The following is a 13,930-nucleotide window of genomic DNA, read 5'->3' as shown; positions in this document are numbered from 1 at the left end:
CAGCGCCAGCGGCACCGCCAACGGCCAGGTGCTGCTGGGCGCCGAAGCCACCTCCAACCAGGCCAACAGCGTGGCGCTGGGCTACCGTTCCAGCGCGTTGCGGGGCGCACAGGCCAGTTACAACGCCTACGGCCTGGACACCGCGCAGGTGTCCAGTGGCGAAGTGTCGGTGGGCTTTGCGGGTGGCGAGCGGCAGATCAGCAACGTGGCGGCCGGCAGCCTGGCGACCGATGCGGTCAACGTCGCGCAGCTGCAGGGTGCGGTCGACCTGATCAATGCCGCCGGCGTGATGGCGATCACCTACGACGACGATGGCACCGGCGCGCCCAACTTCCGCCGCGCCACCCTCGGCGGCGGTACCGGCACCACCACGCTGGCCAACCTGGCCGAGGGCGTGGATGCCAACGATGCCGTCAACGTCAGCCAGCTGCAGGCGGTGGAGCAGGGCGCGGTCCGCTACGACGCGGCCGCCGACGGCAGCGTCGATTACCGCAACGCGACGCTGGGCAACGGCAGCGGCACCACCCGGCTCGGCAACCTGAGCAACGGCCTGGTCGCGGCAGGCAGCACCGAAGCGATCACCGGCGCCCAGTTGCTGTCCACCAATGAAGCGCTGGTGGCCTATTTCGGCGGTACCACCGCGTTCGATCCGGCCACCGCGCTGTTCATCGCTCCGGCCTTTGCGATCACCTCGGTGGCAGCCGACGGCGTGCTCGCCCCGGCGGTGTATGACAACGCCAGCGATGCCTTTGCGGCGGTGGACGGTTCGCTGGTCAACCTCAACACGCAGATCAATGACATCCGCAACGGCGAGGCATCGCGCTTCTTCAAGGTCAATTCGGCGGGCGTGGATGCTGCGGCCGGCGGCCTGGAATCGGTCGCCATCGGTGGCGGCGCCAGCGCTGCGGCGGCCAACGCGGTGGCGATCGGCTCGGGCAGCATCGCCGACCGCGACGGCACGGTGTCCATCGGTGCTGCCGGCGCCGAGCGCCAGCTGGTCAACGTCGCCGATGCGACGGCGGCCACCGATGCAGTGAACCTGGGCCAGCTGCAGGCGTCCGAACAGGGTGCGCTGCGCTATGACATCGCCGCCGATGGCAGCGTGGATTACAGCAGCGCCACGCTGGGCAACGGCGCCACCGCGACCACGCTGAGCAACCTGGGTGCAGGCGAGGTATCGGCCAGCAGCAGCGAAGCGATCAACGGCGCCCAGCTGTTCGCCAGCAGCCAGTCCGTGGCCACCCGGCTGGGTGGCGGTGCCGGCGTGGATGCCAGCGGGGCGGTCACCGCACCGACCTACACCCTCAACAACGTCGCCGCCGATGGGAGCGTCAGCAGTGGCGACTACAACGATGTTGGCAGCGCCTTCGACGCGGTCAGCAGTTCGCTGGCCAACGTTGCCGACAAGACCGATACGGTCGACCGCCTGGCGGTGAAGTACGACGCCGATGGGGCGGGCAATGCGAGCAACCGCATCACCCTGGCCGGTGATGGCAGCGGAAGTGCGGTGCTGCTGGACAACCTGGCCGATGGCAGCGTGACCGCGGGCAGCCGCCAGGCGGTCACCGGCAACCAGCTGTCGGCGACCAACCAGGCCGTGGCGAACTATTTCGGAGGTACCACGATGTATGACGGCGGAAGCAACATCTGGACCGCGCCGACCTTCCGGATATCGTCCATCGCCACCGATGGCACGGTGACCGGCAATGACTACGGCAACGTGACGGTCGCCTTCTCGGCGGTGGATTCCTCGCTGCTCAACATCAACCAGCGCATCGACACCATCGCCGGTGGCAACCCGTTCCTGGCAGTGAATTCGGCCAAGGCCGGCGCTACCGCCAGCGGCGTCGACGCGGTGGCGGTCGGGCCCGAAGCCAGCGCAGCCGGGGCGGCCAGCGTGGCGATCGGCGATGGTGCCGATGCATCTGCCGGCAACAGCGTGGCGCTGGGCGCAGGCTCGGTCGCCGACACCGGCGCACAGGCGGCTTACACCGGCGCCTACGGCCAGGCAGGGGCCAGCAATTCGGCGGGCGAAGTGTCGGTGGGCAGCAGCGGGGGCGAGCGCAAGGTCACCCATGTTGCGGACGGCTCCGAACGCTATGACGCAGTCAACGTCGGCCAACTGCAGAACGGGGTCAACTACGCGATCGACGAATCCAAGAGCTACACCGATCAGCAGATCAACAACATCAACAACGGCACCTCGGGCATGTTCCAGGTGAACAACTCGCAGGGGCTGGCCAATCCGTCGGCCAGCGGGGCGAACGCGGCGGCCGGCGGCGCCGGTGCAAGCGCCGCCGGTGCCAATGCCACCGCGCTGGGCAACGGTGCGCAGGCCCGGGCCGACAACACCGTTGCACTGGGTGCGGGCTCGGTCGCCGACCGTGCCAACACGGTGTCGGTGGGCAGCGCAGGCGCGGAGCGGCAGATCGCCAACGTGGCCGATGGCAGCCAGGCCACCGATGCGGTAAACGTCCGCCAGCTGCAGGCCTCGCAGCAGGGCACGCTGCGTTATGACAACAACACCAATGGCACCACCAACTTCAGCAGCGTCACCCTGGGGCAGGCCGGCAGCGGACCGACCCAGGTGCGCAACGTCGCTGCCGGCACCGCCGATACCGATGCGGTCAACGTCGACCAGCTGCGCAGCGGCATGGCGCAGACGCTGGACTGGTCCAAGGCCTATACCGACGAGCGCATGGACAGCTTCGACCGCAACCTGAAGCGCACCGACGACCGTGCATCGGCCGGTATCGCCTCGGCGATGGCGGTGGCCTCGCTGCCGCAGCCCAGCGAGGCGGGCCGCAGCATGGCCTCGTTCGCGGCGGGCAGTTTCAACGGCGAATCGGGCATGGCGGTCGGTCTTTCCGGCGTCTCCGATGGCGGGCGCTGGATCTACAAGTTCAGCGGTTCAACCAACACCCGCGGTGATGGCGGGGTGGCCGTAGGTGCCGGCATCCAGTGGTAAGCACGCCGGACGGGCTGGCGCGATGCCGGCCCGTCCAGGCTCCAGCAATGACAGGGGGAACCTGATGGACACGACGATCACACATGACAAGGCGCTGCGCGCGGTGCTGCTGCCTGCGCTGCTGGCTTGCCTCACGCTGGCCGGCTGCCGCAGCCATGGCGCGGCGGGCGAGGCACCGCTTGCCAGCAGCAGCGCCGACGAAGCCGTGAGCTTCCCGGACCCCGGCAAGGCCTCGCTGAAGGAAGGCGTGTTCGCCGACCCGGCCGACCTGCGGCGCTTCGCGCCGGGCATGAGCAAGCGCCAGCTGTACGCCTTGCTGGGCACGCCGCACTTCAACGAGGGCATGTGGGGCGTGCGCGAGTGGAATTACCTGTTCAACTTCCGCACGCCGCAGCGCGGTGAGTACTTCACCTGCCAGTTCCAGGTGCGGTTCGATGGCAAGGGGATTGCCCAGGGGGGTTACTGGAAGCCGCAGTCGTGCGCGGCGCTGGTCGAACCGCCGCCGCCGCCCCGCGCCGAACTACCGGCCGCGCTGCCGCGCGAGCCGCTGCGGCTGGCCGCCGATGCGTTGTTCGATTTCGACAGTGACGAACTGAGTGCCGCCGGCCACCGCGCGGTGGACGCGGTACTTGGCCAGGTGCAACGTGCCAGCGAGGTACAGCGGATCGAGGTGGTCGGTTACACCGATCGCATCGGCAGCGCGTCCTACAACCAGGCGCTGTCACAGCGTCGCGCCGAGGCCGTGCGCCGTGCGCTGGTGGATGGCGGGGTGGCTGCCGAGGCGATCCGTGCCGAAGGTCGCGGCGATGCCGAGCCGCTGGTGCAGTGCGACCAGCGCAGCCAGCCGGCATTGATCGCCTGCCTTGCGCCGAACCGCCGGGTGCAGATATCCGGGCGTGCCCGGATCGACTGACCTTTCCTTTTCGTGGGCGGCCTGCGGGCCGGCCCACATCCCGTGTCCCCCTGGTTCCCCGGCACGCGCGGCAGCGTCTCCCCCGTCCAGCCCGCGCGTGCCGGTGAACCAGTTCTTTCCAGGCAGGATCGTATGAACGCCCAACTGGCCATGAAGACCTACACCACGATCAGCCTGTACGGACAGCTCGGCAACCATGCCGTGGTGCGCCTTCCCGGGCGCCGCCATCCCGGCCTGATCGTGCAGTCCGACACCGTGGCCGGATTCATCGCGCAGCTGCAGGAGGCGCAGGTATCGCTGCGTGCCGGGCGGCTGCCCCGGGCCGATGCCGAGATGGACCTGCTGATCGAAGTACTGCAGGACTGGTATGCGCAGATCGAAGAGCGCTTGGCCGATGCCGGCGAGGCGATGGGCTGACACCGGGCGGTGGCGGGTGCAGTGCTAAAATGCGTGCTGATTTCCGCTGCCGCGAGCGCACCATGACCCCTGTTGCCTTCTATCCCGTGGGAACCCCCGGCCAGCCCTGGGGCGAGGCCGAGCGCACGCAGTGGCGTGCCCGGCAGCAGCGCCTGCGCCGTTTCGACCAGGACGTGCTGCCGCGCATCGATGCGTTGTCGCGCACCTTCGAACGGCTGCAGTACGGTGCGCTGGACTACGCCGGCGAGACCTATCCGCTGCTGGCCCTGCGCAGCCCCGACTGGGACCGGTCACTGCCAGCGGCGCTGGTGACCGGTGGCGTGCATGGCTATGAAACCAGCGGCGTGCTGGGCGCGCTAGAGTTTCTCGAGCAGCATGCCGCCGCCTACGCCGGGCGCATCAACCTGCTGGTGGTGCCCTGCGTGAATCCATGGGGCTACGAGCGTATCAACCGCTGGAATTTCGATGCCATCGACCCGAACCGGAACTTCCGCGCAGGCGGTCCAGCGCGCGAATCGACGGCGCTGATCGAGCTGGTGGCCCCGCTGAAGTCGCAGTTCGTGCTGCACATCGACCTGCACGAGACCACCGACAGCGACGAAAGCGAGTTCCGCCCGGCAGTGGCTGCGCGCGACGGCAAGCCGTTCGAGCCGGGCCTGATCCCGGATGGCTTCTACCTGGTGGATGACACCGAAAACCCGCAGCCGGCGTTCCAGCGGGCGGTGGTGGCGGCGGTGGAGCAGGTGACCCACATCGCGCCGGCCGACGAGGCCGGGGAGATCATCGGCTCCAAGGTGGTCTCGCACGGGGTGATCGAGTATCCACTGGTGGCGCTGGGCCTGTGTGCCGGCATCACCGGTGCCCGTTACACCACCACCACCGAAGTCTATCCGGACAGCCCGCGGGCTACGCCGGCGCAGTGCAACCAGGCCCAGGTGGTGGCGATCCGGGCGGCGCTGGATCATGCGCTGGCGCATGCCGATCGCGCGTGATCTGACGTTTCCAGCACTCGCAGGGCCCGGCCCGGCAGCCGACTGACGTCGGTTCTACCGGGCTTGGCGGGCAATTTGCCGGCTCTTCATTCGTTCTCCATGTGATTTCGTCCACACTTGCACGGATATATCACTGATCTGGAGTAGGCCGTCCATGGAAGCACTGGAGCCTGGCATCCCCCCGGTGCGTACCCTGCGACCTGTCTTCGCCGTTGCCTCGGTGATCGTCGTGGCGTTCGCGGTTTTCGTCAGCTTGTTCCCGCTCGGGGCCGGGCGGATGCTGATGCAGGCGCAGGACTGGGCCTCGTCCAACGTGGGCTGGTACTACCTGCTGGCGATGACGCTGTACCTGGTATTCGTGGTGGTAGCCGCGCTGTCGCCGTATGGCAGCATCAAGCTGGGCGCCGACCATGACGAGCCGGAGTTCAGCTATCTGTCCTGGGCCGGCATGCTGTTCGCGGCCGGCATCAGCATCACCCTGTTCTTCTTCTGCGTGTCTGAACCGCTGACCCACTTCATGCAGCCGCCGCAGGGTGATCCGGCGGCAGGCGAAGCCGGGGCGCGCCAGGCCATGCAGCTGCTGTTCCTGCATTGGGGCCTGCACGGCTGGGGCGTGTTCGCGCTGGCGGCGATGGCGATGGCCTACTTCGCCTACCGGCACAACCTGCCGCTGGCCCTGCGTTCGGCCCTGTATCCGCTGATCGGCAACCGCATCAACGGACCGATCGGCTACACCGTGGATGCGCTGGGCATTGTCGCCACCGTGTTCGGGCTCGGCGCGGACATGGGCTTCGGCGTGCTGCACCTCAACGCCGGCCTGGCCCATCTGTTCGATGTGCCGCACACCCACGGCGTGCAGATCACCCTGATCGTGCTGATGATGGGCGCGGCGGTCGCGGTGGCGGTCACCGGCGTGGAAAAGGGCGTGCGCTGGATGTCCAACATCAACATGCTGCTGGCCATCGCGCTGGTGCTGTTCATGCTGTTCGCCGGCCCCACCCAGTACCTGCTGGGCACGCTGATGCAGAACGCCGGTGACTACCTGGGCAGCGTGGTGGGCAAGAGTTTCGATGTGTATGCCTACGGCGGCAAGCCGGGCTGGATGGGCAGCTGGACGGTGTTCTACTGGGCCTGGTGGATCGGCTGGTCGCCGTTCGTGGGGTTGTTCATCGCGCGCATCTCGCGCGGCCGCACCATTCGTCAGTTCGTGTTCGGCGTGCTGCTGATTCCGCTCGGCTTCACCCTGGCGTGGTTGTCGATCTTCGGCAACAGTGCGCTGGACCAGGTGCTGCACCATGGGCAGTCGCAGCTGGCGCAGCTGGCCATCGACGACCCGCCCACCGTGCTGTACGCCTTGCTGGAAAGCTATCCGTGGAGCCGGGCGGTGATCGCGGTGACGGTGCTGGTGAGTTTCGTGTTCTTCGTGACCTCGGCCGATTCCGGTGCGGTGGTGCTGTCCACGCTTTCTTCGCACGGCGGGGCGCCCGAAGACGACGGTCCGCGCTGGCTGCGGGTCTTCTGGGGCACGGTCACCGCCGTGGTCACCGCCGGCCTGCTGCTGGCCGGCAACATGGATGCGTTGAAGTCGGCTGTCGTCCTGGCGTCGCTGCCGTTTTCCGCGGTGCTGCTGCTGATGGCGTGGGGACTGATGCGGTCCTTCGCCGATGAATCGCATCGCAAGCGGGCGCTGCAGTACCGTGCCTCGCCGTTGGTGGGGGCCAGCCGGCACCATCAGGGCTGGCGCCAGCGCCTGGGCCAGGCAGTCAATTTCCCGGTCCGCGACCAGGTGTACCGGTTCATGGATGCCGACGTGAAGCCGGCCATGGAAGCGGTCGCCGAGCAGCTGCGCGGGGATGGCTGGGAGGTGTCCACGCGGCTCGAGGCGGGTGACATGGAGCTGTCGGTCAACCATGGCGACCAGCAGGATTTCCTGTACCGGGTGATCCTGACCGGCTACCGGGTACCGTCGTTCGCCTCGCACCAGGCGCGCAACAGCCGTTACTACCGGGCCGAGGTGCATCTTTACGAAGGCAGCCAGGACTATGACCTGGTGGATTACAGCCGCGAGCAGATCATCAACGACATCATCAGCCAGTACGAGCGCCACGTGCAGTTCCTGCACCTGAGCCGCTGATTTTCCGCTGGCGCCGGGCGATGCCCGGCGAGTGCAGCGGCAGCGGCAACGGCGTGACGACCAACGGACGTCACCCACGGTAGCGCCGAGCCATGCTCGGCGAGCGCAGCGGCAACCGCAGAAGCGGGCGGCCCGCGGGCGTTCCTGGCGCCGGGGCGACGGTCAAGAAACTGTCACACAGGTCGATAGAGAGGCTGTCCGCCCCCCTTCCGAGTTCCGTGATGCGCGCCGTTTCCCTCTCTTCCCGCTCCAGGCGCCCGCCCAGCGTGGCCCGGCGCCTGATGCTCGGCACCGGCCTGCTGGCCCTGGCCTGCTTCGGTTTCACCGCTGTGATCAGCTACTGGCGCAGCAGCGACGCGCTGCTGGAAAGCGCGCAGGCGCGGCTGCAGGACCTGGCCGGGCAGGAAGCCCAGCGCATCGCGGCGGAGATCGCGGTGGCCGCCGACACCGGCACGGCGTTGGCCAACAGCTTCAGCGTGCAGCGATCGCTGGGCAGCCTGGACCGCACGGCCGCCAACGAGATCATCCGCGCCCAGCTGCAGGCACATCCGCAGTGGCTCGGCATGGGCACCTTGTGGGAGCCCGATGCGTTCGATGGCAAGGACGCTGCGTTCGTGGACAGCGAGGGCCACGACGGCAGCGGCCGTTTCATGACCTGGTGGGCCTGGCAGGACGGCACGCTGGTACGCGAGCCACTGCGCGATTACGAAAAGCCCGGGGATGGCGACTGGAACCTCAAGCCCCGCCAGACCATCGCCCAGGCGGTGGTGGAACCGTATTACTACCCGGTGGCCGGCAAGGACACCCTGATGACCACCGTGGCGACCCCGATCCTCGAAGAGGGGCGCTACCAGGGCGTGATCACGGTGGACTTCACCCTGGCGACCCTGCAGGCGCGCATCGCGGCGATGCGTCCGATGGAGGTCGGCCACGCGACGCTGCTGTCGCCGGCCGGTTCGGTGATGGCCAGCCGGGATGCGGCCGAGGTCGGCAAGCTGCGTGACGATGCCGGTACCCAGGCGATGCTGGCCGCCGTGGCCAAGGGCGAGACGGTCAGCAGCGAGGAGCGCTTCAACGGCGAGCAGCAGCTGCAGGTGTTCGTGCCGCTGCGGGTTGGCTCGGCGCCACAGGTGTTCGCGCTGGGTATCGCGGTGCCCAAGGCCCACGTGATGGCGCAGGCGCGCACGCTGCTGTGGGTGATCGTGGCGGTGGGCCTGTTCTCGGCCGTGCTGCTGAGCGCGGCGTTGTTCGTGCTGCTGCGGGCGCTGGTGCTCAAACCGCTGGCCGAGGCCGAACGGGTATCCGCAGCGGTGGCCGAGGGGCGCCTGGACAGCCGCATCGCAGTGGCGCGCAATGACGAAGTGGGACGCTTGTTGACCTCGATGGGGGCGATGCAGGACCAGCTGCGCGCGGTGATCGCCGCGCAGGCCGACATGGCCCACCGGCATGACCAAGGGCAGATCAGCCATCGGCTGGATGCGCAGGCGTTCCCGGGCGAGTACGGGCGCATGGTGGCCGGCACCAACATGCTGGTGGCCGGGCACGTGGACGTGCAGCGCCGGCTGGTGGAGGTGATGGCCTGCTACGCGGTGGGTGACATGAGCGCGGACATGGAGGAGCTGCCCGGCGAGAAGGCGATGATCAGCGCGGCGATGCGCGACACCAAGGCCAACCTGCAGGCGATCAACGCGCAGATCCTGCAACTGGCACACGCTGCCGCGGCCGGCGATTTCACCCAGCGCGGTGATGCGGCGCGCTTCACCCACGATTTCCGCGGCATGGTGGAGGGCCTGAACACCTTGATGCACACCACCGATGGCAACCTGGCCGAGCTGTCGCGGCTGCTGCAGGCGATCGCCCGTGGCGACCTCACCGCGCGCATGCAGGGTGATTTCCACGGCGTGTTCGCGCAGATGCGGCGCGATGCCGATACCACGGTGGAGCAGCTGACCCGCATCGTCGGCGGCATCCAGCAGGCCAGTGCGATGATCAACAGCGCGGCAGGCGAAATCGCCGCGGGCAATGAGGACCTGTCGCGGCGTACCGAGCAGCAGGCGGCCAGCCTGGAAGAAACCGCCGCGTCGATGGAAGAGCTGACCTCCACCGTGCGACAGAATGCCGACCATGCGCGCCAGGCCAACCAGCTGGTGCAGGGCACCGCCGCGGTGGCGTCGCAGGGTGGGGACGTGGTGGAGCAGGTGGTGCAGACCATGACCGGCATCGAGGGATCGTCGCGGCGCATCGCCGAGATCATCACGGTCATCGATGGCATCGCGTTCCAGACCAACATCCTGGCGCTGAATGCCGCGGTGGAAGCCGCGCGTGCCGGCGAGCAGGGCCGCGGCTTCGCCGTGGTGGCCACCGAAGTGCGCGCCCTGGCCCAGCGTTCGGCCACCGCCGCGCGCGAGATCAAGGGCCTGATCGATGATTCGGTCGGCCAGGTGGAGCAGGGCGCGCAGCTGGTGCGCCAGGCCGGCAGCACGATGCAGGACATCGTCAGCTCGGTGCACCGGGTGACCGACATCATGGCCGAGATTTCGGCGGCATCGCAGGAACAGAGCGCGGGCATCGAGCAGGTCAGCCAGACCGTGGTGCAGATGGACGAGGCGACCCAGCAGAATGCCGCGCTGGTGGAAGAAGCCAATGCCGCGGCGCGTTCGCTGGAAGAGCAGTCACACGAACTGCAGCAGGCGGTGGCGATCTTCCGCCTGCGCGAGGCATCAAGCCGCACGCAGCGTGCCGCGGTCGCCGAAACGGCCTGAGCGCGCCCATGAGAGCGGGGAGCGGACGGCCAGCGGCCGTCCCTACCGACGGTGCCGATCAATGGTTGTGGTAGCGCCGGGCCATGCCCGGCGAGCGCAGCGGCAACGGCCCACGCGTGACGACCAACGGTCGTCACCCACCAGAGCGCGGAGCGGACGGCCAGCGGCCGTCCCTACCGGTGGTGCGGAGCACTGCTTTGGTAGCGCCGGGTCATGCCCGGCGAGCGCGGCGGCAACGGCCCAGGCGTGACGACCAACGGTCGTCACCCACCAGAGCGTGGAGCGGACGGCTAGCGGCCGTCCCTACCGGTGGTGCGGAGTACTGCTTCGGTAGCGCCGGGCCATGCCCGGCGAGCGCAGCGGCAACGGCCCAGGCGTGACGACCAACGGTCGTCACCCACCAGGGCGCGGAGCGGACGGCCAGCGGCCGTCCCTACCGGTGGTGCGGAGTACTGCTTCGGTAGCGCCGGGCCATGCCCGGCGAGCGCAGCGGCAACGGCCCAGGCGTGACGACCAACGGTCGTCACCCACCAGAGTGGGGAGCGGACGGCCAGCGGCCGTCCCTACCGACGGTGCCGATCAATGGTTTTGGTAGCGCCGGGCCATGCCCGGAGAGCGCAGCGGCAACGGCCCAGGCGTGACGACCAACGGTCGTCACCCACCAGGGCGCGGAGCGGACGGCCAGCGGCCGTCCCTACCGGTGGTGCGGAGCACTGCTTCGGTAGCGCCGGGCCATGCCCGGCGAGCGCAGCGGCAACGGCCCACGCGTGACGACCAACGGTCGTCACCCACCAGAGCAGGGAGCGGACGGCCAGCGGCCGTCCCTACCGAATCGGGGAGCGGACGACCAACGGTCGTCACCCACCAGAGCGTGGAGCGGACGGCCAGCGGCCGTCCCGACCGAAGCGGGGAGCGGACGGCCAGCGGCCGCGCTTACGGGCGCAGCAGCACCTTGCCGGTGCGTCCGCCCGCCAGGCTGGCTGCGGCGGCTTCGGCGATCTGCCCGAGCGGGTAGACCGCCTGCACCGGCAACTGCAGTTCGCCTGCCGAAGCACGCTGCAGCAGCTCGCCGACCAGCCGGCGCTTGTCCTGCACCGCCATCGCCTGGCTGACCTTGCTGCCCCAGAAGCCCTTCACCGTGGCCTGCTTGAAGATCACATCGCCAGAAGGAATCTGCATCGGTTCGCCGGTCATCGAGCCGAACGACACCAGCGTGCCGCCTTCGCCGAGCAGCCCCATCAGTGCTCCGCTGGCGGCGCCACCGATCGAGTCCACCGCCGCCGTCGCCAGCGTGTCGCCGAGCCGTGCGCGCACCGCGTCCTGCCAGCCTTCCGATGCGGTGGAAAACACGTTGCCGATGCCCAGTGCTTCCAGTTCGGCCACGCCGTCATCGCGACGGACCAGGTTGGCCACGTTCACTCCGCGGGCGCTGGCCAGCATCGCCAGGGTCTTGCCGACCGCACCATTGGCGGTGTTCTGCACGATCCACTGGCCGCGTTCGACCTTCAGGAATTCGAGCAGCATCAACGCGCTGAGCGGCATCGCGATCAGCTGTGCCGCGGTTTCATCGGCAATCGCATCCGGCATCGGGATCACCATCCGCACCGGCGCGATGAATGCTTCGGCCCAGGTGCCGTGGACCGAAGCGGCAGCCACGCGCTGTCCCAGCGTGAAGCCTTCCACATCCTCACCCAGGGCATCGATGGTGCCCAGCCCTTCGCTGCCGCCGACCGCCGGCAGGGTCGGCTTGTAGCCGTACTGGCCGCGCACGGTCCACAGGTCGTGGTTGTGGATCGGCGCCAGCACGGTGCGGATGCGCACCTCGCCGGGACCGGGTTCGGGCAGCTCGGCCTGGCCTTCGGAAAGGACGGAGGCGGGGTCGCCGAAGCTGGCGTGGAGGGCGGCGCGCATGCAGGTTCCTTGGTGTTCGAGGGAGCGCCACAGGGTGCCACCGCGCGCGGTAACGGCAGGTCAACGGCAACAGTGATGGGGGTAGTGACGGCCGCTGGCCGTCAGAGGGAGAGCGTCATGACGGCCAGCGTCCGTCAGAGAATGAGGGAGAGCCCCATGACGGCCAGCGGCCGTCACTACCGGGTCAGCGCTTGCGGCGGAAGGCGGCCGGGGTGCGGGCGCCGACGATGATCATGCGCACCATGGTGGAGATCTCTTCGATCAGCTCGGCATCCTTTTCCGGCGGCAGGTCCATGGCGCTGGCACCCATCGCGAACACCAGCCGGGTGATCGCCTTGGCTGCCAGCTGGGGGGCATGCAGACGCACCCCGTCCATCGCGGCCAGCCGCACCAGGTCGACCTGCAGCTCGTCTTCGAAGTACTGCAGTTCGCGTTCCACCGCGTGCTTGAAGTCATCCGACCCGACCGCGCCTTCGCGCAGCAGCACGTGCAGCAGCTTGTCGTCGGCGCGCAGCTGCTCCATGAAGGTTTCCACCGACACCCAGACCACGCTGGTGGCCGATACCGTGGCACGTCGGCGGGCCTGGCCGATGATGGTGCGCAGCGAACGCCCGGCCAGGTCGATCAGCGCGATGGACAGTTCATCCATGTCGCGGAACTGGCGGTAGAAGCTGTTCGGTGCGATCCCTGCCTCGCGGGCCACTTCACGCAGGCTGAGGGTGGACAGGCTGCGGTGCGGCCCGATCAGTGCCAGTGCCGCGATGATCAGATCCTCTCGGGTCACCGTACGGCGGACCGGGGTGGCGTCTTCGGGCGGAGGCGTGACGATGGGGGGCATGGGGTAACCGGGTGGACCAAGCGTGAATCATACCTGATCCGGTTTGATATACACCTGTATACACAGCTGTGTGCGCGCACGTATAGTTCACCCATGAACGCTGCCGCCCGCGCCCAGATCGATCGCAAGTCGCCGCTCTCCCTCCATCGCTGGCTGTCGCCGGTGCTGTTCGACTACTGGGCGGGGCAGGTCAACCGCCTGTGGACGCTGCGCCAGCCGCTGGCCCGCCTGGTCCGGCGCGAGCCGGCCGGCGAGGGCGCCTGCACCCTGGTGCTGCGCACCAATCGCCACTGGCGTGGCATGCAGCCCGGCCAGCACGTTACGCTCGGTGTGGAGATCGACGGCCGGCTGCTGCAGCGCAGTTACAGCCCGACCGTGCTCGGTCGCAACCTGCTGTCGATCACGGTCAAGGCCGTCGACGGCGGCCGCGTAAGCCGATACCTGGTTTCGCAGGCCCCGCAGGGCAGCGTCTTCCACATCGGTGAAGCGTTCGGTGATTTTTCCGTGCCGACCGCAGCCCCGCTGCTGCTGCTGGCCGCGGGCAGTGGCATCACCCCGATGCGCAGCCTGCTGCGCGCCCTGGCCAGCCGTCCGCTCGGTGCACCGGTGGATCTTTATTACTGGGAACGCAGCCACGCCGGCTTCAGCTTCCGCGAGGAGCTGCTGGCCATGGCGGCTGCCGATCCGCAACTGCAGGTGCGCCTGCTGGCCACGCGCGATGCGCAGGCGCCGGCGGCACGCATCGACAACGTGGTCTTCGACAGCCTCGGCGATGTGCCGCTGGCCCAGCGCCACGTGCTGGCCTGTGGTCCGGACGGCTTCGTGGCTGCCGCGCGCAACCGCCTGCTGCATCACGTGGCAGGCTTCCAGGCTGAAGCCTTCACCCCGCCACCGGTGCCTGCCGGTGACCAGGGCGAGGTCCAGCTGACCTTGGCCCGCAGTGGCCGCACGTTGAGCGTGCCGCGCGGCAGGCCGTTGCTCGACAGCCTGGAAGC

9 protein-coding genes are annotated in these 13,930 nt (G+C 68.7%); 7 read left to right on the top strand and 2 right to left on the bottom strand.

The features are described 5' to 3' along the window. The 6 genes from ABB28_RS17200 to ABB28_RS18470 form a co-directional block, all read left to right on the top strand. On the top strand, positions 1 to 2,968 hold a 2,968-nt coding region (locus ABB28_RS17200), incomplete at its 5' end, for a YadA family autotransporter adhesin (RefSeq protein WP_211260409.1). A 64-nt stretch (positions 2,969 to 3,032) separates the two neighbouring features. Further along, complete coding sequence (locus ABB28_RS17195; protein WP_057687579.1) at positions 3,033 to 3,881, top strand: OmpA family protein; 849 nt, start codon at positions 3,033 to 3,035, stop codon at positions 3,879 to 3,881. A gap of 132 nt (positions 3,882 to 4,013) precedes the next feature. Further along, positions 4,014 to 4,298, top strand: coding sequence for a DUF6959 family protein (locus ABB28_RS17190; RefSeq protein ID WP_042613608.1), 285 nt, complete (start codon positions 4,014 to 4,016; stop codon positions 4,296 to 4,298). Positions 4,299 to 4,360: 62 nt separating this feature from the next. After that, positions 4,361 to 5,290, top strand: a complete 930-nt coding sequence (locus ABB28_RS17185; protein WP_057687580.1) for a M14 family metallopeptidase — start codon at positions 4,361 to 4,363, stop codon at positions 5,288 to 5,290. Between the two features lie 154 nt (positions 5,291 to 5,444). After that, entirely contained in the window at positions 5,445 to 7,424 is a 1,980-nt protein-coding gene (betT, locus tag ABB28_RS17180; protein ID WP_057687578.1) for a choline BCCT transporter BetT, read from the top strand. 221 nt (positions 7,425 to 7,645) lie between these two features. Beyond that, complete coding sequence (locus tag ABB28_RS18470; RefSeq protein ID WP_057687577.1) at positions 7,646 to 10,186, top strand: methyl-accepting chemotaxis protein; 2,541 nt, start codon at positions 7,646 to 7,648, stop codon at positions 10,184 to 10,186. A 933-nt stretch (positions 10,187 to 11,119) separates the two neighbouring features. Here ABB28_RS18470 and ABB28_RS17170 read toward each other — a convergent pair. Together ABB28_RS17170 and fabR are read right to left on the bottom strand one after the other, a co-directional pair. Beyond that, entirely contained in the window at positions 11,120 to 12,097 is a 978-nt protein-coding gene (locus ABB28_RS17170; protein ID WP_057687576.1) for a zinc-binding dehydrogenase, read from the bottom strand. Positions 12,098 to 12,281: 184 nt separating this feature from the next. Continuing rightward, positions 12,282 to 12,935, bottom strand: a complete 654-nt coding sequence (fabR, locus tag ABB28_RS17165; RefSeq protein ID WP_057687575.1) for an HTH-type transcriptional repressor FabR — start codon at positions 12,933 to 12,935, stop codon at positions 12,282 to 12,284. A gap of 93 nt (positions 12,936 to 13,028) precedes the next feature. Between fabR and ABB28_RS17160 the strand changes: the two genes are divergently transcribed. Further along, on the top strand, positions 13,029 to 13,930 hold a 902-nt coding region (locus ABB28_RS17160), incomplete at its 3' end, for an FAD-binding oxidoreductase (RefSeq protein WP_057687574.1).

The organism is Stenotrophomonas chelatiphaga, assembly GCF_001431535.1.
GTDB classification, from domain to species: Bacteria; Pseudomonadota; Gammaproteobacteria; order Xanthomonadales; family Xanthomonadaceae; genus Stenotrophomonas; species Stenotrophomonas chelatiphaga.
This window is presented reverse-complemented; position numbering and strand designations above follow the sequence as displayed.

What these genes read in the sequence shown, in the direction of transcription:
- betT (WP_057687578.1), top strand. Translation starts at nt 5,445, where the DNA reads ATGGAAGCACTGGAGCCTGGCATCCCCCCGGTGCGTACCCTGCGACCT.
- ABB28_RS17195 (WP_057687579.1), top strand. Translation starts at nt 3,033, where the DNA reads ATGGACACGACGATCACACATGACAAGGCGCTGCGCGCGGTGCTGCTG.
- fabR (WP_057687575.1), bottom strand. Translation starts at nt 12,935, where the DNA reads ATGCCCCCCATCGTCACGCCTCCGCCCGAAGACGCCACCCCGGTCCGC.
- ABB28_RS17185 (WP_057687580.1), top strand. Translation starts at nt 4,361, where the DNA reads ATGACCCCTGTTGCCTTCTATCCCGTGGGAACCCCCGGCCAGCCCTGG.
- ABB28_RS17170 (WP_057687576.1), bottom strand. Translation starts at nt 12,097, where the DNA reads ATGCGCGCCGCCCTCCACGCCAGCTTCGGCGACCCCGCCTCCGTCCTT.
- ABB28_RS18470 (WP_057687577.1), top strand. Translation starts at nt 7,646, where the DNA reads ATGCGCGCCGTTTCCCTCTCTTCCCGCTCCAGGCGCCCGCCCAGCGTG.
- ABB28_RS17190 (WP_042613608.1), top strand. Translation starts at nt 4,014, where the DNA reads ATGAACGCCCAACTGGCCATGAAGACCTACACCACGATCAGCCTGTAC.